Source organism: Streptomyces sp. NPDC058758 (assembly GCF_042746075.1).
Classification (GTDB): domain Bacteria; phylum Actinomycetota; class Actinomycetes; order Streptomycetales; family Streptomycetaceae; genus Streptomyces.
Genome location: NZ_JBHYPS010000047.1, coordinates 1 through 22,104, shown reverse-complemented (window position 1 = coordinate 22,104; position 22,104 = coordinate 1). Strand labels below are relative to the sequence as shown.

17 protein-coding genes and 3 pseudogenes are annotated in these 22,104 nt (G+C 69.9%); 13 read left to right on the top strand and 7 right to left on the bottom strand.

Annotated elements, in window-relative coordinates:
• The first annotated feature begins 223 nt into the window (after positions 1–223).
• Positions 224–1,870: a hypothetical protein gene (locus ACFW6A_RS34430; RefSeq protein ID WP_386645517.1), complete on the top strand. Its 1,647-nt coding sequence runs from the start codon at positions 224–226 to the stop codon at positions 1,868–1,870.
• Positions 1,867–2,541 carry a MerR family transcriptional regulator gene (locus ACFW6A_RS34425; RefSeq protein ID WP_386645514.1) on the top strand — a complete coding sequence of 225 codons (675 nt, stop codon included), beginning with the start codon at positions 1,867–1,869 and terminating at the stop codon, positions 2,539–2,541. The genes ACFW6A_RS34430 and ACFW6A_RS34425 overlap by 4 nt, the downstream gene beginning before the upstream one ends.
• 84 nt (positions 2,542–2,625) lie before the next feature.
• Here the strand turns inward: ACFW6A_RS34425 and ACFW6A_RS34420 are convergent, their stop codons facing one another.
• Positions 2,626–3,459: a DUF6008 family protein gene (locus ACFW6A_RS34420; RefSeq protein WP_386645537.1), complete on the bottom strand. Its 834-nt coding sequence runs from the start codon at positions 3,457–3,459 to the stop codon at positions 2,626–2,628.
• A gap of 626 nt (positions 3,460–4,085) precedes the next feature.
• Here ACFW6A_RS34420 and ACFW6A_RS34415 point away from each other — a divergent pair.
• Positions 4,086–4,399, top strand: a pseudogene (locus ACFW6A_RS34415) (WhiB family transcriptional regulator); the annotation flags it as partial.
• Between the two features lie 305 nt (positions 4,400–4,704).
• Here ACFW6A_RS34415 and ACFW6A_RS34410 read toward each other — a convergent pair.
• On the bottom strand, positions 4,705–4,893 hold the full coding sequence (locus ACFW6A_RS34410) for a hypothetical protein (RefSeq protein ID WP_386645511.1): 189 nt from the start codon (positions 4,891–4,893) through the stop codon (positions 4,705–4,707).
• Positions 4,894–5,301: 408 nt separating this feature from the next.
• Between ACFW6A_RS34410 and ACFW6A_RS34405 the strand changes: the two are divergent.
• A pseudogene (locus ACFW6A_RS34405) lies at positions 5,302–5,844 on the top strand (hypothetical protein); the annotation flags it as partial.
• Positions 5,845–6,116: 272 nt separating this feature from the next.
• On the opposite strand, the gene ACFW6A_RS34400 reads toward ACFW6A_RS34405, so the two are convergent.
• The 5 genes and pseudogenes from ACFW6A_RS34400 to ACFW6A_RS34380 all read right to left on the bottom strand — a co-directional run bounded on the left by ACFW6A_RS34400 (position 6,117) and on the right by ACFW6A_RS34380 (position 11,838).
• Complete coding sequence (locus tag ACFW6A_RS34400; protein ID WP_386645540.1) at positions 6,117–6,428, bottom strand: ParB/RepB/Spo0J family partition protein; 312 nt, start codon at positions 6,426–6,428, stop codon at positions 6,117–6,119.
• A 669-nt stretch (positions 6,429–7,097) separates the two neighbouring features.
• The gene (locus ACFW6A_RS34395) at positions 7,098–8,300 is read right to left on the bottom strand and encodes a ParB/RepB/Spo0J family partition protein (RefSeq protein ID WP_386645508.1); all 1,203 of its coding nucleotides are present in this window, start codon (positions 8,298–8,300) and stop codon (positions 7,098–7,100) included.
• Positions 8,300–9,034: a ParA family protein gene (locus ACFW6A_RS34390; protein ID WP_200428904.1), complete on the bottom strand. Its 735-nt coding sequence runs from the start codon at positions 9,032–9,034 to the stop codon at positions 8,300–8,302. The genes ACFW6A_RS34395 and ACFW6A_RS34390 overlap by 1 nt, the downstream gene beginning before the upstream one ends.
• A 498-nt stretch (positions 9,035–9,532) precedes the next feature.
• Positions 9,533–10,726: pseudogene (locus ACFW6A_RS34385) on the bottom strand (IS3 family transposase).
• A 296-nt stretch (positions 10,727–11,022) separates the two neighbouring features.
• Complete coding sequence (locus ACFW6A_RS34380; protein ID WP_386645504.1) at positions 11,023–11,838, bottom strand: hypothetical protein; 816 nt, start codon at positions 11,836–11,838, stop codon at positions 11,023–11,025.
• 1,215 nt (positions 11,839–13,053) lie between these two features.
• Here ACFW6A_RS34380 and ACFW6A_RS34375 point away from each other — a divergent pair.
• The 9 genes from ACFW6A_RS34375 to ACFW6A_RS34335 all read left to right on the top strand — a co-directional run bounded on the left by ACFW6A_RS34375 (position 13,054) and on the right by ACFW6A_RS34335 (position 21,371).
• Positions 13,054–14,154, top strand: a complete 1,101-nt coding sequence (locus ACFW6A_RS34375) for a bifunctional DNA primase/polymerase (protein WP_386476747.1) — start codon at positions 13,054–13,056, stop codon at positions 14,152–14,154.
• A complete protein-coding gene (locus tag ACFW6A_RS34370) occupies positions 14,151–15,689 on the top strand; it encodes a phage/plasmid primase, P4 family (RefSeq protein ID WP_386476744.1) in 1,539 nt (512 codons plus the stop codon). The genes ACFW6A_RS34375 and ACFW6A_RS34370 overlap by 4 nt, the downstream gene beginning before the upstream one ends.
• On the top strand, positions 15,686–16,087 hold the full coding sequence (locus tag ACFW6A_RS34365) for a DUF6009 family protein (protein WP_386476741.1): 402 nt from the start codon (positions 15,686–15,688) through the stop codon (positions 16,085–16,087). The genes ACFW6A_RS34370 and ACFW6A_RS34365 overlap by 4 nt, the downstream gene beginning before the upstream one ends.
• Positions 16,088–16,329: 242 nt before the next feature.
• Complete coding sequence (locus ACFW6A_RS34360; RefSeq protein ID WP_386645501.1) at positions 16,330–16,872, top strand: hypothetical protein; 543 nt, start codon at positions 16,330–16,332, stop codon at positions 16,870–16,872.
• Positions 16,873–17,077: 205 nt separating this feature from the next.
• Positions 17,078–17,422 (top strand): hypothetical protein, encoded by a 345-nt coding sequence (locus tag ACFW6A_RS34355; protein WP_386645498.1) that lies wholly within the window; start codon positions 17,078–17,080, stop codon positions 17,420–17,422.
• Between the two features lie 819 nt (positions 17,423–18,241).
• Positions 18,242–18,505, top strand: coding sequence for a hypothetical protein (locus ACFW6A_RS34350; protein ID WP_386645495.1), 264 nt, complete (start codon positions 18,242–18,244; stop codon positions 18,503–18,505).
• A gap of 763 nt (positions 18,506–19,268) precedes the next feature.
• A complete protein-coding gene (locus ACFW6A_RS34345) occupies positions 19,269–19,493 on the top strand; it encodes a hypothetical protein (protein WP_351854809.1) in 225 nt (74 codons plus the stop codon).
• 276 nt (positions 19,494–19,769) lie between these two features.
• Complete coding sequence (locus tag ACFW6A_RS34340; RefSeq protein WP_351857318.1) at positions 19,770–20,180, top strand: hypothetical protein; 411 nt, start codon at positions 19,770–19,772, stop codon at positions 20,178–20,180.
• A gap of 741 nt (positions 20,181–20,921) precedes the next feature.
• Positions 20,922–21,371, top strand: a complete 450-nt coding sequence (locus ACFW6A_RS34335; protein ID WP_351857316.1) for an ATP-binding protein — start codon at positions 20,922–20,924, stop codon at positions 21,369–21,371.
• Positions 21,372–22,104 lie beyond the last annotated feature (733 nt).

Genomic DNA, 22,104 nt, shown 5'->3' with positions numbered 1-22,104 from the left:
CACCGCCCGTCGAGCGCCAACTCGACGGGCGAAGCTCCACCTCCGGGTGCCACCCCAGAGACGTGCACAAACAGGTTCTGCCAGGAACCAACAAGCCGCCGCCACAGCGGCTTCTTTGACGAGTCCTCTACGAGCGAGGAGACGAGCTCCAGGACTTCGAGAAGACCCTTTCCTCGTCATACGACGAGGAAAACCCCTCACGGTATGACGAGGAGTCCCCCTCATGATGAACCAAAGCGCTGCGATTCTCCAGCCCTTCACAGACCTTTCTGAGGTCTCTCACACCTTTGATGATCAAATCTCCCCAGCTGATTCCAGCCAAGTTCGGCCGGAGATGTCTCTTGCCATCCCCGATCTCCTCCACCGCGGACGCGTGAAAGTACCGATGCGGCTCGTCGAGTCGCCGCACTACTCCGACGTCGCCGTGACCGTCTACATCAAGATCAAGGCACTCGGCGTGCGCAAGGAGGCATGCACCGCGGGTCTCACCACCCTCGCCTCGTACCTCGGCCTCTCCGTCTCGACCGTGCAGCGCGGCCTCTCGGAACTGCGCTCTCCGGCACCCGACGGCGTCATCGAACTGCCCGACAGCCGCCGCCGGACCCTTCGCGGCGGCACCGGCACCACCGCCCGCCGCAAGGTCCGCGAGATGTGGCCCAACGAGCGGTTCATCTGGCTGCCCGTCGTCGCCTCCGAGCGGCTGCGGCCCCGTCTGCTGCGCGCCTACGCCGTCATCTCATTCGCCGTCGCGCAGAACCTCCCCCTGACCGAACGTGAGCTCGCCGGCTATCTGCGGCACCATTCCGGCCGCAGAGCCGGTCAGCCGATCACCACCGAGGCGGCTGGACGCATCATCGACGAGCTGGCCGAATCCCACTGGATCGCCGTCAACCGGCGGGCCGGAACACAGGGGCGTCACCTCTTCGGCGTCCTCGTCGAGAAGACCACGCCGTCCTCCGCTCCTGATGACCGGTCCGGTTCCGCTCCTGATGACTGTTCCCTCGCGTATAAGGAAGACCTGAAGACTGACCGACTCGAGAACGAGCCGACGCCTCTGTCACCCGCCGTAGGCGAACCACAGGTCCAAGAGCCCGGACACGAGCTCGCCGGAACAGGGCGCCCCGTCGCTGCCTCGTGTGATCACGCGCTGCGCGCGGACGGGAAAACCCTCCGCTCCTCCCCCGCTCGCGACAGCGACAGCAAGCCTCCGTACCGAGGTCCGCGGCTGACGTTCAGCCCCCGGCTGCACACCGTCCTGGAGCCTGTGCGCTTCCTGCTCACTGGGGTCGGCACCTACATGCAGCGGCGTATCGGCCAGGAGATCTCCCGGCAACTCGATCACGGAACCGAGGTACCCCGTCTGCGGGCCCGGCTCACCCACCGTCTCGCCCGGACCCTCATCGCGGACATCCAGGACCCCGGTCGCTGGCTGCTGGGCGTCGGCCTCCCCCGCTGGGGCTGTGCCAACCCGGACTGCGAGACGGGAGTGCTCTGGTCGACGGGCGTCGAGTGCCGGGTCTGCCGGGAGGCGATCGCCGAGCGCGCCGCCCGTCGCCGGCGTACCCCGAACACCGCCGCCCCCGCCCCCACCAGGCCGGTGGCCGAGGTCCGGCCGCGCATCGTGGAGTGCTGCCCGGAGTGCGAACGACCTCATCAGCGCGGCAACTCGGGGCTGTGCGCGGAATGCCGGCCTCAGCCCGGCCACACCCTGGTCGCCGGGCCACCGCCGACGATCGGCATCGGATGCCCGGGGCGCGAGGGAACGTGTGGGCGGCCGGCACCTCGTGGCCTGTGCTGGCGCTGCCGCGCCGAGGACGGATCCCGCCTCCCGCTGGAGACCGACAAGCGCGTTCCGGCGAGTACGGCATGAATCCCGTGCTGCCCGAAGCGGGCATGCGCATCGCGGAGCTCGGCCGTACGTGTGGGGTGTCCACCCCCACCATCAAGTACTACATCCGCGAAGGTCTGCTCCCCGCAGGCCGTCTCACCAGCAGCAACCAGGCCCGCTACACCGAGGACCACGTACACCGGCTGCGCCTGGTCCGCGCTCTGCTCGAACTCGGCGGGCTGTCCGTGGCGAAGGTCCGGGCCATCGTGGCCGTGCTGGACGACGAGGCCGGTTCCCCGTCCCGCGGCAGGCCGGTCGTCGGGCTTGACGCACTGGAGGTGCTGGCGTCCCCCGCACCGCGGGACGGGTCGCTCGCGAACCCCGCGCCGGCCCCCCGCACCCTGGCCATGGTCGACGCGCTCACCGAGCGCCGCGGCTGGCACGCTCCCTCCGACGGAGCCGAGTTCGCGCGGGTGGTCAAGATCCTGGACGCCCTGGGCGAACTGGACCATCACCACTTCGCCGACCATCTCGACGCATACGCCGAGGCGGCGGAACGGGCGGCGGCGGCCGACACGGAGCTGCTGCACTCCGCCGTCGGCGGCACGGGACCTGCGGAGCGATTGGTCGTCGCGGCCGTGCTGGGCGATGAGCTGTTGTCAGCGCTACGCCGGCTGGCCCGTTCGACGAGTACGGCCGGCACGACGGGGTGATCGACGCATCGCACGGCCACCGGAACGGAGAAGGGGAAGGAACCGCACACCGGGTGCGTCCCCTCCCCCTCTTGTACCGGCGAGCTACGTGCGGCTCACCAGCTCCCGCTCCCGCACGGGCTCAGCCCCCTGAGCGGGCCGCTCCTCCGAGTTCGAGGCAGACGCGGAAGCCGGAGAGAGGGCGCGGCTCCCGGCGGCAACGGGCTCGGGCAGGTAACTGTCCTTGACCGCCTTCTTCTCCTTCCAGAGGTGGAAGAGGGCGGCGGCGAGGATGGCGGTACCGATGAGGTTGGCGACGAAGTGCCACCACACGCGATACGTGACGAGGGCCGGGCCCGGGTCGATGGCGCCGAACCAGGTGGACAGGCCGATGGCGCGACTGGCTCCGAGCGCGACCGACAGGGTCAGGACGATGTGCTCGATGCCGTGGATGCCCTGCATCCAGACGCCCATCTTGGCCCACTTGCGGGACTTCAGGGCGCCGGTGACCCGGCGCGTGATCTGGACGATGCCGACGAGTCCGGCGAGGAAGATGAAGTTGCCGGTGAGGTGCAGGATCTCCATGCCGAGGGCGGGCTTGGTCGGGTCGACCTGCCCCATGCCCCGCGCGATGCTGTTCGCCCACGGAGTCATCCAGGCGGCGGAGTACGGGTTCGCCACCCAGTAGCCCGCCTGGACGACGTGCTCCTGGAAGTGCCCGATCTGCCCGACGACGCCGAGACCGATGACGCCGACCGAGGTCCTGAAGAGCCAGGGCCGCACCGGCCCTCGGTTGGCGTACGCGACCACGACGACCGCGGCCCACATGACAACGGCCCATCCGATGAACAGGACGGCGCCCCACGTGTCCAAGGAGGAGACCGCGCCTCCCATGTCGTGGCCTCCGTGGCCTCCGTGGCCCCCGGGCGGATGATCCATGGGCACCATGGGTGGGCTCCTTCTCCATTGATCAGGCAGACGAGACGTACATGACGGTTCCGTCACGCTACGAAGTCGCATTCCCGGTGAGCCACTTCCGGAGTGCTCACTTTCCCCGGCCCGGTTCCGAGGATCCGCGCGGGGCTGCCACCGCGTGGTGCCTCCCAGCGGATCAGAGGGTCGGTGACCTGTCGGGGCGAAGCACGCTGTGGGCGAATGCGTTGCCAAGCATTGCCCCGGGGTGCTCAGGACGAGGTCGGCCGCAGCGCCTTTGACCGCGGGGCGTTACCCCTCCGGAGCCTTCCGCCGACGGGCGCTCCGCCTCCGTCACTGCGACCACGGCCCCGTACCTGACAATGTCCGGGCCGACTCCGCGCCGCTCGGGGCTCGTTCCCCCGGCGTGCTTGAGCCCCGCTCGTGAAACTGCGCCCCTCCAGTCCTGTGCGGGACCTGGGCACATTCCTTGCGCGCCGAACACCGCGACAGGCGCGCCGCACCGGACGGACCACCTGAAGGTGCAGCGAACGCCGACAACGTCCTACCACGGGGTCGGCGCTTCTCGTACGGTCGAGGCCGAACGGCTCGTCCGAGGCGTTCGGCAGCCGCAGGGACACCACACAGGAAGGGCCGGCACGGGGTGGGCGAGGACTGGATCGAGAAAGCTGTCTGTCGGGCGGCCAATGCCGAGGACCTCTTCGTGCAGGGGACGGCCCAGAACCAGGCCAAGGCCATCTGCACCGACTGTTCCGTCCGCGTCCGGTGCCTCGCCTATGCCCTCGACCATCGGATCGAGCACGGGATCTGGGGCGGAACGACCGAACGGGAGCGCCGCAGGCTGCTGCGGCGCAAGCCCGCCGTCACCTCCTGGCGCCGTGTTCTGGAGTCGGCGACCGACCGCTCCCGGACCCCCGCTCTCTCGGGGCCCGGTTCGACCGTGTGAGACCCGGGGCCAACCGGGCACCGTCCGCAGGGTGACGAGCGAAGCGGTACGCACCGGTTCCGGCGCGCTGCCGTTCCGCCCGGCGGCGGAAGAGAAGAGGGAGCGAGGCCGGCCGACTGCCGATCACGGTTTCATCGGTCCCCGCCACGCCGAAGCGAGTCCACGAGGGCGGTCCGGATTCCTCCTCCCTCGGCTCCTCCGGTCCGGGGCGTCCTCTGCAGAACCTGCCCGGGCGCGTCGTCGAGGGCCACGACTCCGGCCCCGTCCTGGCCGCACCGGACATGGCTGGAACCACGAGCCGACGGTCAGACGGCCTCCTCGTCCTGCGGTGAGTCCCTTGCCCCGCAGTCCGGGCCAGGGACGTCGAGCGGCTCGCCCCAGTGGTGGGACACCTGGCGGGGCGCTTCCTGTTCGGCAAGCACCTCGGGCCGCCACCCGTCCGGGAAGAGATCCCGGTTGGCCGGGTTGGCGTAGATCATCTTGAGGTACTTCATCTCAGGTGTCCTCCCCTTCTCGCGCGCCTCGTCGACACGCTGTCGTTCCTCGGTCGGAGCGGGACACGGGTCCTCGACATCCGGTGACTCCGTTCCCTGCCGCCTTGTTCGCCGCGCTGTCGAGTGGTGCGGAGCCGGAACGGTGTGATGAATTGACTTGCCCCTCCGGTTGGCGGAGGGGCCATCGGGGTCCCCTGGGAGAGGAGTTGGACCTCCGTCGCGGCCGACTCGTCCTCGTCGGGCCTGTGACCACCACCGAGCCTCGCACCGCAGAGGCGGGAGTGTCATCTGTTCCTCGGTCGAACACGCGATATGCCGGTCAGCCGCCATGGAACCCTGGCACCCGACCCGGTCCACGGCGTCGGGCGCGTCACCGGGCGTCGCTGCCACGACGGTCGGTCGGCGATCCCGCGGCGGCCGGCGGAGCCGTCCCGGTACGGCGTGGAGGGCAAGGACTCGCCGCTGCGCCGGCACGGCGATTCCCGCCGTCTGGCGACGCTGCCGACCAAGGCCGAGCGCGAGACGGTCAAGGGGAAGACGAAGACGCTGCCGCAGGCCGAGCGGGTCCCGGCGAAGCTCGCGTCCGGGTCCCAGGTCGTCTTCGACACCGCGAACGAGCTGATCGACACCGACACCGGGGATCACCGGCCCGCAGGTCGAGTGCTTCGAAGCGATGTGGGAGCGGATCGAGGCGGTCGTCCCCGGCACGAACTGGCGGCCGTGATCATCGCGTTGTTCGAGCTGACGCCGCCGCGGGAGCCGGAGCCGGAGCCCGGACCTCCTGCCTGCCTGCTCAATCTGCGGGCCGCGGTGAATGTGACGCCGCCCCGGGTGGACCTGGCAGAGGTGCTGCTGGAGCTGTTCTCCCGGACCGGCGCCGACCAGGCATTCACCTCGGTCACCGGTGACGAAGCCCGTCTTCGGGACTCCCGCGTCACGATCGCCGCGCTGAAGTACGGGCGGCAGGACGTGCAGGGGCCCCGTCCCTGTCGGATGCCTGCACGTTGGCCGCCACGACGAGGTGCGGCACGGTCCAGCTCAGCTTCGTGCCGTACGCGGACGCGTCGGGGACGACGTCCAGGTGACCGGACTTCGCAGCGAGCGCCGTGGCCCGACGTGCCCTGTGAGCTCGGGCGGGGCCGTGGAGAGGGTGTCGCCGAACCGGGCGAGGACACTGACTGCTACCGCTCCCCCGCTGTTCGATGCGGCTTCCGGAGCAGGGTTCAAAACCGGGTTTTGAACCGGTACCGGAGCCTGGGCTGCCGCCCGGCACCGCGGGGCCTTCGACTCCTGGGCCTTGCGATCTTCTCGGCCGTCTTCACCTTGAGCTGCTTGGTGTCGACGGCTTCCTGGAGCTCGGGCGGCAGATTGAGCAGGGCGAGCCTGTTGGAGACGTACATCTGCGACTTGCCGATGCGCTCCGCGACCTTCTCCTGGGAGCCGTGGCGTTCGACCATCCGCTGCAGGAATTCGGCCTCCTTGTAGGGAGGGATGTTCTTGCGGTGGATGTTCTCGATGACGACGGCTTCGTCCATCTATCAGCCGCCTCATTCATCTGGGAAAACAGGGGGGGTGGCCTATCAGGGGCACGGCCGAACTCACCATGGTGGGTTCCACTCACCAGCCGCACCCTGTCCGACTCGCGCAGGCGACCCGTACGTATAGCGGAGCGGGAAGGAGAGGACGGCCCGGTGGTACCGCTCCCAGAGCGCGCTGGACACCGGCCCTCGCCCGCGCACGCGATATCGGCGCGGCGGTGCCTGGCCCTACCCGGCTGCGGCAGGGCCGAGGCCGGGGCTGAGAGGACGACGGTGCGGTGCTCGCCCCGCACAGCCTCCACTGCCCTGACAGAGCGCCGGATCTCTTCGGCGGCCTGGTCACCGCCCCGCGCCGTCGGCCCCCCGCCCACCGCGAGGAGGAGGGAGAAGACCTCCCCCGGTCTCCAGGAGAGGTGCCGGCGCGGGAGTCGAGTGACCCACGGCCCCTGACCGGCTCGAACGCGAAGTGCGACCGCGGGGGCCGGCAACCGGTGGTGCAACCGGCCCGGTGTGGTGAGCGCCGTCGGAGGCACTCACCACACCGGTCGGTCAGGGGACGGGGAGCCGATCACCACCAGGGCGCCATCGCCGCCTGCTGGTGGACGACGACTCGGCACCCACGTCATCCTCGCCCCGGCCCTGGGCGGCGGGGCGAGGCCGGCTCAGTCAGCTCTCTTCGAGCAGCCCTGCGGCAACCTTCTGCAGGATCTCAGCCAGTGCGGCAATGGCAGGCAGTTCGAGATCGGCGCGCAGGTCTGCCACGACCGCCTCTACTCCGGTGCTTCGCTTGAAGTAGCGCTGGATGAAGGCGCTGCGCTGTTCTGGAGACAGGTGGTTGAAGGCCAGGTCCATCAGCGCGACGCCGTCGCTCAGTGCCACTTCTGTGGTTGCCACTCTCCCGCTGGCCGGGGTCGTCCCGGCTACAAGGTCCGGAACCGGGCTCTCCACGGGGGCGTTCGCTGAGGACGCCTCCGCCGGGCTTCGGGGGGCGGGCACATCATCCGTGACGTGCCCGCGGTCCTCGAGGAGCGGGTTGTCACGGCGTGAGAGGTCACGCTTGGCGGCTGCTGTTCCGCCGACACCGCTGGCCTCGTTCAAAACCGGGTTTTGAACCGGCGGACCCACGGGAGCGGGCGCGCGCTTCCGCGGGGCCTTCGGTGCCTGGGCCTTGCGCAGCTCCTCAGCAGCAATGGCCTTCTGCTGTTCCGGGTCCTGGATCTTGGCGATCTTCTCGGCCGTCTTCACCTTGAGCTGCTTGGTGTCGACGGCTTCCTGGAGCTCGGGCGGCAGATTGAGCAGGGCGAGCCTGTTGGAGACGTACATCTGCGACTTGCCGATGCGCTCCGCGACCTTCTCCTGGGAGCCGTGGCGTTCGACCATCCGCTGCAGGAATTCGGCCTCCTTGTAGGGAGGGATGTTCTTGCGGTGGATGTTCTCGATGACGACGGCTTCGTCGAGCTTGTCGTCGTCATCGTTGCCGAGGCGGTCGCGGACCCGGATCTCGAACTTCGTCCAGCCGAGCTGCTTGGCTGCGTGGAAGCGCCGGTTGCCGAGGATGACTACCCACTGGGCGTCGCCGAGGGCCTGGCCGTGCTCGGGCTTGACTCGGAGGAACGCTTCGCGGGACATGGCGACGGCTGGCTGGAGCTGTCCGACGGACTTCATCGACTCCTTGAGCTCGCGGAAGTCCGAGTCGTCGTCGCAGTAGTCGGCGTTGCTGCGCGGGTTCTCCGGATTGCCGACCAGGGTGTGCATGTACACGGTGGTCGGCGGCGCCTCGGCCTTGGCGGACGCATCAGCGGATGCTCGCTTGCCACCGGGCTTGCCGGGGCCGTCGAGGAGGTCGGCCCAGGGCTTCTTCGTCGCCATCAGCGAGCGCCCTTCTTGCCGGCGCCGAGCTCGAGGGCGAGCTGGTAGAAGTCTTCGCGGGCTTCCATCGCGACCCGGTTCTTCTTGTACTGGGTGACGACGGTGCCTTCGAGAGCCGCGCGGGTGTGGACCTTGTAGTGGCGGACGACGGTGTTGGCGAGGTTCCAGCCCTGCGCCCGGACGAAGTCCTTGGTCTGGTCGAGGTCGGCTTCGCCGTCGCGCGGGTCCCAGTTGTTGATGACGACGAGGTAGGGGATGCCGAGAGGCTTGACCACTTCCTCGATGGTGTCGCGGGTCGGCATGAACCCAAGAGGTTCGGGCTCGACGGGGACGATGATGTCGTCGGCGTTGGCCAGCACGGCGCGCATGGCGTCGGCGGCGGTGCTCTTGCCGAACGGATCGCCGGCTTCTTCCTTCTCGTCGTCGGGGAGGTCCATCCAGCCCGGGGTGTCGATGAAGGCGTGCTTGATCTTGCGGGACTTCTTGAGAGCGGAGAAGAGCTCCAGGTCGTCCTTGGAGTTGATCTGCTCGAAGGAGAAGGGCAGCTCGTGACCGACTCGTTCCGACCACCAGGTGGTGGAGCCCTGGGGGTCGGCGGAGACGGCTGCGACGTAGTGGGGGTCGCCCTCGGGGGCTGAGCCCAAGACGTGGGCGGTGATGGCCGCAGTGTTGACGGTGAGAGTCGACTTCCCGACTCCACCCTTGCGGTTGATGAGCGCGGTGATCCGTGCCATGGGTGGTACTCCTGATGCTCCGTATGCTTCCCAGCCGGACTGGCTGGTACTAGCGGACCGGGACAGGATGCCACGTATCGCCCCACTGGGAAGGCCCGAGTGTGGTCGTGTTTCAAAACCGGGTTTTGAACCGCCTGCCTCAGGGGGCAACCACTCCCCGGCTGCTGTGCCTCAAAACCCGGTTTTGAACCTCACGGCCGACTGCCCCCAGCGGTGGCGATGCCTGAAGAGATGCGGGGTCATTGAGCGTGCTCGATCCTCTTTTTCCTCATCGGCTCGTCCAGCTCGGCGTCGGACAGCGGATGCGACGTGGTGAGGAGACGGCGCAGTCCTGTCTCGTCGAGACTCCCGCTGGTGCCTGTCACTTCCACGTCTCCGCGGCGGCGTACGAGGGTGATGCCGCTGCCCCAGGAAAGCTGGTTGCCGTACGCATCTCACCATGGGTGTCCACCGTGCAGGTCACTTCGGGTCTGGTGCAAGTTCGGGTGACAGGTTGGGTCACGCGGCCTGTAGGGCCGGTGTGGTCATGACGGTCTCGTATTCGACGGGGGTCAGCCGGCCGAGGGCGGCTTGTCTGCGGCGTCGGTGGTCGGCCCGCTCGATCCAGGTCACGATCGCGATCCGCAGTTCCTCGCGGGTGGACCAGCTGCGGCGGTCGAGGACGTTCTTCTGCAGGAGGCCGAAGAAGGACTCCATGGCCGCGTTGTCCCCGGCTGCCCCGGCCCTCCCTCTCGATCCGGCCGTCCGGTGCCGGTCGAGCGCCCGGACGAACTTCCGGGACCGGAACCGCGAGCCGCGATCGCTGTGCAGGATGCATCCGTCGACGCCTTCACGCCGGGCCACGGCGTTGTCCAGAGCGGTCACGGCCACGCGGGACTTCATTCGCGCGTCGATGGAATAGCCCATGATCCTGTTGCTGAAGACATCCTTGATCGCACAGAGATACAGCGTGCCGTCTCCGGTGGCGTGCTCGGTGATGTCGGCGAGCCAAAACTGGTTCGGGCCACTCGCGGTGAAGTCACGACGGACGAGATCGTCGTGCACCGGGGGGCCGGCCTTCTTGCCCCGGCCGCGCTTTTTGCCGAACACGGTCCACCAGCGGTTCTCCCGGCAGATCCGCCACGCGGTCCGGTCCGCCGTCGCGGCCCCGGCATTGTGTGCTTCGTCCGCCAGGAACCGGTAGCCGAACTCCGGGTCCTCGTGATGGGCGTCGAACAGCGCGTTCGCTCGATACGCCTCGGCGAGGACGGCGTCGGCAACCGGCTTGTCGAGCCAGCGGCAGTACGGCTGTCTGGCGAGCTTGAGCACCCGGCACGTCACCGAGACAGGCGTTCCGCCCGCGGCCGGCTCCTTCACGAGCGGATAGACCCTTTCCCGGCAGATGCGCCTGCGACAAAAAGGCCGCGGCCCGGCACAGGACCTCGTTCTCCTGCTCCAGCACCTTGATCCGCCGACGTACCTCCCGCGGTTTCACGCTCTCCTGGCCGGTGGTCCCGGCCTTGGCCCCGTCACCGATGTCCACCCGGCGCATCCACTTCCACAACGCCATCGGGGGACCCCGAAGTCGACGGCCACCTGCCCGACCGTCACACCCGGACCACGGCTCCGCCCGACCCACACGACGTCCTGGCGGAACTCTTCCGGACAAGGCTCCGGCCCAGCGACATCCTTCCCACCTGCCCTACAGAGCAAGCCACTTCAGATGTCACCCGATCGTGCGCCAGACCCCGTCTCCGATCCAGGTCACAAGCTAGGTACCGACCCCAGCGGCGCACTCGTCAAGGCAACTGCATTGGCCGGTGAAGGCCCCCCGTGGCCACCGGCGGTCACCTGCTCGGGTTCAGCCCCCGCTGCCGCACCGGCTGAATTGCGGCGGGCGCCTCGTGCCGGGCCCGGGCTGCGGGCTGCTGGGCGTCGGCGGCGACCCGGCGGGCGAGGGTCTCCGCACGATGGGCGTCCGGCCGGGTCTCGGCGAGGAGCCGGCGCCGCTACTGCTCGGCGACGGCGAGGGCGGCGTGCCCGCGCCAGTCGGCGGTTTCCGCCGCGGCCGAGCGGATCGTCCCGGACAGCCGGCTGAGCGCGGTTTCGTCGCGGGCGTCGATGCGCTGAGCGTGCTGGAAGACGGTCTCGCGCATCTCGGCGAGGGTCTTCGGCAGCTCGTCGAGGACCGGAACGGGGCCGGTGGCGCCGAGGGCCTGGGCGGACGGGCTGTCCGTCAGGGTGCGCCAGGCGGCCGCGCGGGCGTCGTCGCTCGCCCGGCGGGCGCGGGCCTGCTCGACGCCGCCGCGGGCCTGGGCGAGACAGTGCTCGCGCAGCTCGTTCACCTCCTTCCTGCTGCTGCCGGCGAAGCGGAGGGTGAGCCAGGAGGGCTCCATCTGCCGGTCGAGGGCGGGGAGGACGGCGCGGGCCTGGCGCTCGGCCTCAGCGGCCCAGCGGGCGCGGCCGGCCTCCTCGATGGCGGTCTTCAGGTGCCCGAGGGCGGTGTCGAGGACGGCGCCGGCCTCGGCGGCCCACCGCACTCCCCGGGTCAGGCCCTCGGCGCCCTGCCGGGCGAGGCGGTCGCGGAGCTCCTCGTAGTCCTCGCGGGGCTTCGCCGCGAGGGCGTCTTGCCGGGGCGCCTCGGCAAGGCAGGCCCGGATGGGGGCGGCAAGCTGCTCGTCAGTCTGCGTGCCGTACGGCCGCTCCGTCCAGGACCGCTCCTCCTCGGCCGCTCGCGCGCGGGGCAGGTGCCGCGGGCGGGTGCCTTGGGCGGCCTCATCCTCCGCGTCCCTGGGCAGGGCGCTGGAGGCCGGCGTGGACCGCATCCGGGCCGCCCGCGCGAAGACCGTCCGGCGGGCTTGCTCGACGGCGGCCTGGGCGGCGCGGCGGGCCTGGTCGAGTTGGACCTGGTGCTACACCCGGGCGACGGCGGGCTCGGGCGCAGCTCGTCGGAGACCATCGCGTCCGGGCGGAACTGCCCCAGGTAGCGGGCGAACGCCGCGACCGCGCGGCGCAGGCGCTCCGTCTCGGTCCGGGCAGCCCTGAGCTCGGTCTTGGTCCGCTCGTCCTCGACGATGTCGAGCGGAGCCGCAGGTGGTTTGGCCTTCTGGCCCCGGGTGAGCCCCGGGTAGGTCGAGAAGGCGTTGGCGCCGTGCCCGTAGAGCAGCGCGGTGTCGCAGGTCATGCCCTGGCTGGCGGCCCCGGTCATGGCGTAGCCGAGGGACAGCGTCCCGCTCGCGATGTCGGCGGGGGCCATCCACGCGGACGCGGTGGCGCGGGTGCCGTCCGGGAGGCGCTGGGCGGTGCGCCAGGTGACCTCGACGCTCCGGTCCTCGCCGATGGCGGTGATGACGCCGCGGTAGCCGTTGAGGACGTCCGGCCCCTCACCGCGCCGGGAGCGGCAGTGGTTGATGCGGACGCGGACGAGGTAGCCCTCGCCAGGGCGAGGAGCTCACCCTGGCGGCGGCGACTTTTCCGCGCCGCGACCGCACTCACTAAACGAGACCTGTTGCAGCGGCTTGGTCGTCGTCGGCCACTACGAAACCGCAGACGATCCTGAGCAGGCGCGCGCCGTCTACGGGATGTAGCTACCTGACAGAGATCTCGGAGACACGTCTGCCCGGTCAGCTCTCAGTCGCTACAGGAGAGGAGCCTGTGAGGCAGCGACTGAGCGCAGTGACTGTGCACTCCTTCAGTCGCTACAGCAAAAGACCAGGTCAGAGCGCATGTAGCGGGAGAGACAGCGACTGAAGCGACTGAAGTCCTATATATGAGCCATGCAGATCGCGCGTGTGCGCGTCATATATACGGCTCTTCAGTCGCTTCAGTCGCTGTTCCCGGTATGTTCAGGTCGCTGACCTGCAGTTTTCTGGAGCGACTGAGGGCAGCGACCGAACCGCTTCGGTCGCTGCCCTCAGTCGCTCGGTCGCTGAGTTCGTTCGGTGTGCGACTCGCCTAGGGGCACGTTGTCGGATCGAACGGGCGTTTTCGCTACTCTGTCTCCGATGTTGAGTCGCTTGAGTCGCTGATGGGGGAACGAGATGCCTGCTGAACTGCGGGTTTCCGGCAGCGCCTCAACAGTCGCTGCCGACTCGCCCCAGCCGCTGGCCCTCGCCCGATGGTGTGCGAGCCATGGTTGGCCCGTGCACCCCCTCGTCCCTGGCAGGAAGACTCCTGCGGCAAGCTGCTCAACCTGCCGTCAGCCAGGACACGACCACCGCACCTGCCTGTGCCGCACCGAAGGCCGCTGGTGCCACGGGTTCCACGCCGCAACCCTGGACATGAACCGCATCCAACAGTGGTGGGGCCAACACCCACAGATGGGTGTTGCTGTCGCCTGCGGGCCGGCGAACCTCGTCGTCATCGACCTCGACACCCATCCGACCACGCCTCCGGACCGAAACCGCCTGCTGCCCGGAATCTCCATCGCCGACGACATCGACGTGTCCGCGATGACCACGGGCTTCCACACCATGGCCGTCCTCGCGGCGCTCCGCGGACAGCCGAACCCCGCCGATGACGACACCACCCTGCGCGTCCGCACCCCGTCCGGCGGTCTCCACATCTGGTACCGGGCCACCGACGGCCGCCGCTGGCAGAGTTCCGCAGGCTCCGGGAAGAACCGCGCCCTCGCCTGGCAGGTCGACATCCGCGCCGAAGGCGGTTATATCGTCGCCCCCGGCACACGCACCGATGCCGGCGTCTACACCCCTGTCGGCACCCCCCGAATTCCGGCCCCTCTCCCGGCCTGGCTCGCTCACGAACTCCAGCGCACCCACCACCTGCCTGCCTCCCACGTACCAGCCCCCCGCCCCGTCCCCGGACGGGCCCGCCAAGCCGTCGCCGCCGCACGGCACGGCGGCGATCCCGTAGTCGCCGTCCTCGGTACGGTCCTCGCCGAAGTCGCCGACTGCGCGAGCACGCCCGAAGGGGCCGGCTTCTCCGAGAAGCTCAACCGTGCGGCCTACACCGTCGGCGGCCTCGTCGCCGCAGGACACCTTGACGAACACGACGGCCGGACCGCGCTCCTGGAAGCCGCTCGCCATGCCCGCCCCGGCCAGGAACAGCGAGCCGAGGCCATCATTCGCAGCGGCATGACCGCCGGCGCCCGACGCCCCCTCACTCCCGGGAGCCGCCCGTGACCACCCCCGCCGGCGGCGAGCCGAACACACTCTTCGACTTCGACCCTCACGACCTCGCGGCACAGATCGTCGCCAAGTCCCAGCCCGTCCTGCCGCCCCAGCAAGCCGGCAGAACACCTGTGCCCGCTGCCCTGCCCGACACCGCGACGGCGACCGCGCACGGCCTGCTCCCCGACTCCCTGACCGACCGCGGCAACGCCAAGCTCTTCGTCCGGCTCTACCAGGCCGACTACCGCCACGTCCCCGGCCTCGGCTGGTACCGCTGGGACACCACCCGCTGGCAGATCGACGAAGACGACTCCGTCCTGTGGGCCGCCGGCGACATCGGCGAACACCTCGCCCTCACCGACCCCACCGGAGAGCACCCGGAAACCGCACTGCGCAAGCACCGCCGCCGCTCCCTGAGCACCGCCGGGATCAATGCCCTGCTCACCCAAGCCAAGTCCGCCCCCGGCATGGTCCTCAAAGCCGAACACCTCGATGCCGACCCCTACGCCCTGTGCACCCCCAGCGGCATCGTCGACCTGCGCACCGGCCTCCTGCGCGTTCCCGACCCCAACAAGGACTTCCACTCCCGCTCCACCACCGTCGGCCCGGCCACAACCCCTATCCCGCGGTTCCTGCGCTTTCTCGACGACACCTTCGGCGACGACGCCGAAGGCGCCCAGATGATCGCCTTCCTCCAGCTCCTCCTCGGCTACTCCATCACCGGCGACGTCGGCGCCCAGGTCATGCCCTTCCTCTTCGGAGCCGGCAAAAACGGCAAGTCCGTCCTCCTCGACGTCCTCATGAAGCTCCTCGGCGACTACGCCGACGCCGCCCCGCCCGGCTTTCTCATGGCCCGCCCCTTCGAAGGCCACCCCACCGACCTCGCCGAGCTCCACGGCCGCCGCGTCGTGGTCTGCTCCGAGGTCAAGCCCGGCGACAAATTCGACGAAGCACGCGTCAAGCTGCTGACCGGCGGCGACCGCATCAAGGCACGCCGCATGCGCCAGGACTTTTTCTCCTTCAGCCCCACCCACCACATGTGGCTGCTGGGCAACCACCGCCCCGAGGTCGGTACCGGAGGCTTCGCGTTCTGGCGCCGCATGCGCCTGATCCCCTTCGAGCACACCGTCTCCGACGACCGCAAGATCGACAACCTCGCCGACATCCTCGTCGCCGAAGAAGGCCCCGGCATCCTCAACTGGCTCATCGACGGCGCCCGCCGCTACCTCAACGGCCAAAAAGACCTCACCGGCCCCGACAAGGTCCGCATCGCCACCACCGCCTACGCCGACACCGAAGACCACACCGGCCGCTTCTTCGACGAAGCCTGCCTCCAAGGCCCCAACTACCGCACCGAACAACGCACCCTCTACGACGCCTACCGCGACTGGTGCAGCAGCGAAGGCTGCCTCGCCATGAACAGCCGCACCTTCGCCGCCCGGGCCCGTGAACTCCTCGGGCTGTCCTCCCCGAAAGAGATGATCTTGTCGAATTCGAGGAAGTACTACCCTGGCATCGGACTGCTCGCCCACGAGGAGACGTCATGAGTTCCCTGATCAGCGAGAACGATCTCAAGCACGAGACCGCCATCGTCTGGCTCGAGGATGTCTCCCGACTCGACTACGTCCGCCAGAGCCTGGACCGGCTGCCCACCCGCTCCGGCAAGCCCGCCTACCACCGCGACGGCCGCATGATCGGCTACGCCATCCTCAGCACCAGCGCCAAGGCCTCCCGCGCCTCCGGAACCTTCCGCCGCCGCGTCTTCTGGGTGCTCCCCCACGACCGAGACACGGCCCCTGACGGGCTCTACGCCTGCTCCGCCCCCGCCGAGGCCATCGACCCACGAACCCTCGCTCCCACCGTCAAGGGACGCAAGACCGAGCGCTCCGAAGGCGGTCCCCCGTCCACGGCCATGCAGGAACTCGGCATAACGCTTCCACTCTGATCTCGTATCTGCCCCGGCACCAGCGGGACCAGGTTTTCAGGCTGGGGGTTTTGCCGGATTCGGGAAAGTTGCTTGAGGGCGGTCCCGCGCTGGGGAGACTGGCACGAGGTTTTCACAGAGGGCCGGAACCTCGCTCAGGCCAAGGTGAAGGACACCTACATTCTGGGAGGTAAGAAGTAATGGCCGGTTCCCCTGACCTGTGGTCACGGTGGGGAGAATTCCAGCGGTTCGAAGCACGCGGAATGAAGGGCGGCGAAGCCCTCATCCAGGAACTCAACCGGATCGTCTACACCTCGGGCGTCTCCTCACCGGTCACCTCCAAACGCGGCCTCTCCGCCCGGCTGCGGTACCTCGACAGCAAAGCCGGCCGCGACGCCCTGCGCGACCAGGGCGTCTCCCCACGCACCCTCCGCACATGGATGCGCAGCAAGGGCAAGGTCTCGCCCACCGCCGCGAACCGCGACAAGATCGACGCCGCCTACTGGCACCGACGCCGGGAGAACCTGATCCGCTCCGGCTGGCTCGCCCGCCACCTCGACAACGGCGGCCGCGGCCAGCGCATGGAGATCTACCCCGTCGACCAGGCCCACGTCCCCGAGGCCCGCCGCCGCCCGACCCTCTCCCAGCGCACCCTCACCGTCCGCTACATCTGGGGCGACCTGGTGGACGCGTGGGCGAAGAAGGACGCCGACACCATCGACGAGATCTGGGACGACGTGATCACCGACCTCGACTCCGACTACGGCGCCTACGCCTACGTCTCCTCCGTCGGCATCAGCAGCTGACACCCGTCCGCCCCCGCCTCCAGCGTCCACCGCGCCGGGCACGGCTGCGTACCCGCCCCCGACGCCGCCGAAGACGACTCCATTCGGTTCCCGGCCTCGACATGCCGCGCTCCCTGGTCCAGGGCGTGCACAGCGCCTTGGAGCAGGGGCCCGCTTCGAAGATGTCCAGTCCTGGCGGCGGGCCCCCGGACCCAAGGGGTCACCGTTGAACGTATCTCCCGCGGCCGGCGTCTTCACCTCCACCGCCGCACAGGACACAGGCATGGCCGTCACGCTCGACCTGTACACCGGTCTGGTCGTCGCGGGTGCGCTGGCGATCGCCTGGATCGTGTACTGGTGGACCGCACCCGCACCGACCGCCGCGCACCAGACCTCCAAGGGCGAGCGGCTCGCGTACGCCATCGGAGCCGCGGCCGCCGTCATCGTAATCGGGGGCTACCTGGGCGCCGGACTCGAAGGCGTCCAGCGACAGGAACCGACCGACGGAAAGCCGCCGGCCACCGCCGAAGCCGTCGCGCTCAGGCATGAGCCCGGCCCCGACAACGTCTGACCCGCCCCCGCACCGGCCCTCCTGCCGATCCGCCGGCACCCTCGCCCCCTGCGCCCAGCGCAGGGGGCTTCGCCGTTTCCAGGCCCGCCTCAGCTCACCCGGCCGGGGCCGCCGGGGCAACCGCTTCCCCGGACAGGGCGGAGGCATTCAGCCGGAAGCCTGCCGCCAGCAGCGCGTCGCCCGGGACCAGCCACCCCGCTCCTCTTGCACGGCTAACTCCCGGAGCCGGCACCATGCCTCCGGCCCGGGCGCGTTCCGGCTCCGGGCGACCGTGCAGAGGTCCCGCCCTGCTGTCCACCGCTGCACGGTCCGGCAGTCGACTCCCTAGAACTTCGGTGAGGGCCGGGTTGCCGACTCCCTTTAGCTCCCGGGCTCGGCACCATGCCTCCGGCCCGGGAGTGCTCCAGCTCCACCGCCCCGCCGCCGGGCGGGTCGTACAGGACGTCCCGCCCTACCGCCCACCGCTGCGCGGCCCGGCAGCCGTCTCCCTAGAGATCCGGTGAGAGCCGCCGCGTAACAAACAACCGCTACCACCCCATAACTAAGTCCTAGGGAAGGGAGTGGGCGGCCGGGTGGCCCCCTCCCTTCTTCTTCGCTGAGAAGGGCTTGCCTGGCTAAGGGCGGCTTCCCGCATCCTCACCCCGCCGGCACCGGCGCCGCCGAGCAAACCCCGGACAGGCCGTCTCTTTCACATTCGGCGGCTACCCCGCCATAACTACGTCGTAGCCAGCTCCCCGGCCTGCCCCGCTTGACCGCCTAGCTCCTGCGACCGCGACCGTCCTGCCCGACCGAGCACGCACTCCGACCAGAGGACCCGTCATGCCCCACCAGACCCCCACCGTTCCCGCCCAGGCCACCACCCCGGCCCCGCAGACCACCCCTGCCCCGGCCTCCGCCCCGGCCCCGGGAGCGGTGCAGGGAGCCTCCGCGCACTGGGCCGTCACCGCCGCCCTCGGCCTGGCCGTCGCCGGCCTGGCGCTCCACCAGATCCCCGGCCTGCTCCCCTTCGTGGACGCGGTCGGCTCCCTCGCCAGCGGCATCGGCGCCCTAACCGCCGTCCTCCTCACCCGCCGCCGCCGATGAGCGACCCCCTCGGGACTCGCCCGCAGGGGCGCTGCCCCTCCGGGGCCAGGGCGTGGACGGGTGAGTCACAGGCCCCCCGGCACCGGCTGACCCCAAGCCGCGCAAGGGAAGCCTGGTACTTGCACAATTGGGCAAGAACGATCTTGGTCGCCGCTCCGGCTCCTGACCCGCTGAGACCGGGGGCGAGCACCGTCGGCACTCACCCCCCGCTCCACTTACCACCGCGCTCACCACCAAGCTCACCAAGCCCCGCCGCGCACCGCGCTGACCTGCGAGGGTCATCATTCGGGTCACGCCGTAAGCCACCACCCGGAGCATGTCGTGCAGGGGGTGTCATCGAGCACCAGGACCACGACCCCGCCCGCGCCCGCCGCGTACGTCAACGACCCCGCGCGTACGTCATCTCGGTGACGTACCGCCGTACGGCCGCAGCCCGCCGGCCGTTTCCGCCGTCCCGGCACGGCGCCCCGGCGTCCGCGGGGCCGGCCCGGACTTGGTTGCGTCACCGGTTGCGCCACCGGTTGCCTCACCAGTTGCGCCACCGGTTGCGCCACCAGTTGCCTCACCGGTTGCGTATCCTCCGCGCCGATCCCCGCGTCGGTGCTGGTCAGGACCGGTGGGTCAGCCGATCCCGACGCCGACACCTCTTCTGGAGACCAGGAGAGGTGTCCTTCTTCCTCCTCCACGCCGCACGCGCGGAGGAGGCGGCGGCCCGCCCGCCGGAAAGTTCCGGCGCACCGTCAGAGCGGGGGAGACTGACCGGGTGAGCACCGCACCGCCCCGCCGCCCGCTCGGCCCCGGCCCCGACGTCCCCGACCAGCTCCCCACCGACCGCTGGGCCCGCACCGCCGCCGGCCTCGCCGCCGCAGGGGAATGGACCGCCGCCCCCGACCGCCACGCGCGCGTGCCGCGCTCGGGTCGGCGCCCGCTCGGGGACGGTCCCGCGGATCCCGGCACCGACCCCACCGCGCCCGTACCGCGCCAGTAGGGTCTGCTCCAGCCCGTGCCGATATGGCGTGCGCGGGCCAGGCCCGGCGCCCCGGAGGTCATCCAGGGGGCAGTACCGCCGGGCCGCCCAAGCTCCCTGTGGCTCTGTTCACGGGTAGCGACAGCGGTTGTTCACCATCTCGGGCGGCAGCCGGATCGGCCCTGGGTCGATGTTCACGAGAACGGGAGGCACCTCGTGGACCCTCCCGCCGACCGGGCGGAGGTAGGCGCCAGCCGGGCCGCGCTTTGACGCCAGCGCGCCCCGCAGGGTGGTCTGATGTTCGATCGGTTGGAGATCAAGGTGTTTCCGCGGGGGCCCCGGTTCGCTGCCCAGTTGCGGTTCTGGGTCAACGGCGAGGACGTGGTCGAGGAAGCGGTCGGCGAAGGCGGCCGCGGACCGTACGCGGCAGATGTGCTGCCGGCCGACGGTCCCAGCCCTCTGCGGGCGACTGACGAGGCGCGCCGCCTTGAGCTGGGGGAACCCGACTGCACCGGTGGCTGCTGCGGCTTCCTGAGCGTGGTCGTGCAGCGGTTCGGGGAGATCGTGCAGTGGTCGGACTGGGAGGTTCCGTGGGCGGCGCACACCCCCATGCCCCACCCCCCGCCAGAGCTCCACTTCGACGCGAGTCAGTACGACGCCGAAGTGGCTCGCGCTGAGGCGGACCGCGGTTGGCAGGTGCATCCGTAGCCCAGCAGGGCGCGTCCCCGCCCGGCTGTCGACGCTTCCCGACCCCGCGTCCCTTGTCAGCGGGGGCCTCCTTGCAGGCCCGGGTGCTGTCGAAACTCGTGAATATTCCGGCCAGCCTGCAAGCGCCAACCGCCTCCCGAACCGATGTAGAAGTGCTGCCCGTTCTCGTGAACAGAGCCACTCCCTGACGCCCCTCGGCCCGGTCCCGGGCCCGGCTCGTGAGGCGGAGGGCCCGCCAAGCGCGCGGATCACCGCTCAGCGCCGTTTTCTCCCCTCACCCCGCCAGTACGGCGTTCTCGCTGTTCAGACCCGTCACCGAGGCCGTCACAGGCCCGTCACCAGGCTGTCACCGGGGTGACGCGGTGACGACCCCGCCGCCCCGGATGACGGCCCCGTGACGGCCCTGTGACGACCTCGGTGACGACCAGCCCCCCGCCCCCTCCTCCCTAACGAGCTGAAGGCCCCCGGTGTGAGCGCCCGATGCGGGGGCAGACGGCATGACGGAGCGCATGGAACGCCCCCGCCGCCTGCCGTGGTCACCCCCTCCACGTGCGGCCGGCACCGCCCCGCCCGGACCCCCTCCGGCGCGGGGCGGATCCCTTCCCGACCCACCGCCCAGGCCGGGCGGGCTCGCACCCGCCCGTGTGACACACAGGCCCCGCGCCCGTGCCCTGCTTGAAGTACAGGATCGGGGGTAAACGGCGTCTGCACGTTTACACGAAGACGGGGAGACTGAGGCGTATGGAGCCGGCGACGGACAACAGGGACACGCAGTTGCTGACGCCGGACGTCATGATGACGTCCGGCGCCTTCGAGGGCAGCGAGGACATCGCACTCGCCCGCGACCTGGCCCGCTCCTTCCTCACCGACGTCCAGGCCGTCCACGGCCTACCGGTCTCCCCAGACGCGATGAGCATGGTCCAGCTCGTGGTCAGCGAGCTGGTCACCAACGCCCGCAAATACGCCCCCGGCCCCTGCCTGCTCAACCTGGAGGTCACCGGTGGTGTCGTCCAGGTGAGCGTGTGGGACAGCAATCCGACCCCGCCCTCGCTCCTCGCGCCCGACCCGACCCGCATCGGCCGGCACGGGCTGGAGATCGTGATGGCCCTCGGACAGAGCTTCGCCATCCACCGCGAACCGGTGGGCAAGCGGATCACCACGACGATCACGCTGACCGACGATCCCGCATAGAGCCCGCCCCCTCCTGCCGGCCCCCGGTACGTGCCCGGGGTGCTTGCGGTTTTCGCATATCGTCGTATGCGGAATGTGTATGGACTGGGGGATGCGTATTCCGTATTCGGCGGTATGCGGATTGGGTATGGGAGTTTCTGGCTGTCAGTCAGATGCCTTTTTCTCGGTGCTTTCTGTCCTGGCGTCATGAACCTTTCTGCTGCTGGTTTCTGGCTCGGTTTCAGGGGCTTTAGCCGGTCACCTTCTGAGTGTTTCTGCGGTGTGGCGAATTCTGTTGTACCGGCCGGCTGTTGTGTTTCACCCTTCAGTGGTGCCTATGGCGGTGTAGACCACTTGATGTCGGGGTATCCTTCTCTTTGGGTGCGGAGAGTGGCTGTCCGTCAGGCTCCAGGAGCCCCTTGACGCCGGCTCCTGTTGCTTACATCCTGTAACCGTACGGCGCGCAGTCTCCGGGTGAGAGAGGCGCCGGCCCCGCAGGGGCCGGTGGCGAATCCTCGGGCTCAGCACCTTACCGCCAGCCCTTACCAGGCAATCTGAACAGCAGGATTGCCCGCCGCAGGCGGGCGAGGCCCCACCACCAGGCCCTCGCCTCCCGGCCCGCAGCCTGCGGCCAGCCTCCCGCCAGCCAGTCACCGAAGGTGACGCCCCCTCCCTCGCAGCCAGCCCGGCGCCGCGCAGCGGCGCAGCACCACTGGGCGTGACGCAGTCACGCCGCGTCGTGTCTCCGCAGGAG

What these genes read in the sequence shown, in the direction of transcription:
- ACFW6A_RS34365 (WP_386476741.1), top strand. Translation starts at nt 15,686, where the DNA reads ATGAGTTCCCTGATCAGCGAGAACGATCTCAAGCACGAGACCGCCATC.
- ACFW6A_RS34335 (WP_351857316.1), top strand. Translation starts at nt 20,922, where the DNA reads ATGGAGCCGGCGACGGACAACAGGGACACGCAGTTGCTGACGCCGGAC.
- ACFW6A_RS34400 (WP_386645540.1), bottom strand. Translation starts at nt 6,428, where the DNA reads ATGGACGAAGCCGTCGTCATCGAGAACATCCACCGCAAGAACATCCCT.
- ACFW6A_RS34375 (WP_386476747.1), top strand. Translation starts at nt 13,054, where the DNA reads ATGCCTGCTGAACTGCGGGTTTCCGGCAGCGCCTCAACAGTCGCTGCC.
- ACFW6A_RS34340 (WP_351857318.1), top strand. Translation starts at nt 19,770, where the DNA reads ATGTTCGATCGGTTGGAGATCAAGGTGTTTCCGCGGGGGCCCCGGTTC.
- ACFW6A_RS34350 (WP_386645495.1), top strand. Translation starts at nt 18,242, where the DNA reads ATGCCCCACCAGACCCCCACCGTTCCCGCCCAGGCCACCACCCCGGCC.
- ACFW6A_RS34420 (WP_386645537.1), bottom strand. Translation starts at nt 3,459, where the DNA reads ATGGATCATCCGCCCGGGGGCCACGGAGGCCACGGAGGCCACGACATG.
- ACFW6A_RS34360 (WP_386645501.1), top strand. Translation starts at nt 16,330, where the DNA reads ATGAAGGGCGGCGAAGCCCTCATCCAGGAACTCAACCGGATCGTCTAC.
- ACFW6A_RS34425 (WP_386645514.1), top strand. Translation starts at nt 1,867, where the DNA reads ATGAATCCCGTGCTGCCCGAAGCGGGCATGCGCATCGCGGAGCTCGGC.
- ACFW6A_RS34380 (WP_386645504.1), bottom strand. Translation starts at nt 11,838, where the DNA reads ATGCGGTCCACGCCGGCCTCCAGCGCCCTGCCCAGGGACGCGGAGGAT.
- ACFW6A_RS34410 (WP_386645511.1), bottom strand. Translation starts at nt 4,893, where the DNA reads ATGAAGTACCTCAAGATGATCTACGCCAACCCGGCCAACCGGGATCTC.
- ACFW6A_RS34390 (WP_200428904.1), bottom strand. Translation starts at nt 9,034, where the DNA reads ATGGCACGGATCACCGCGCTCATCAACCGCAAGGGTGGAGTCGGGAAG.
- ACFW6A_RS34395 (WP_386645508.1), bottom strand. Translation starts at nt 8,300, where the DNA reads ATGGCGACGAAGAAGCCCTGGGCCGACCTCCTCGACGGCCCCGGCAAG.
- ACFW6A_RS34430 (WP_386645517.1), top strand. Translation starts at nt 224, where the DNA reads ATGATGAACCAAAGCGCTGCGATTCTCCAGCCCTTCACAGACCTTTCT.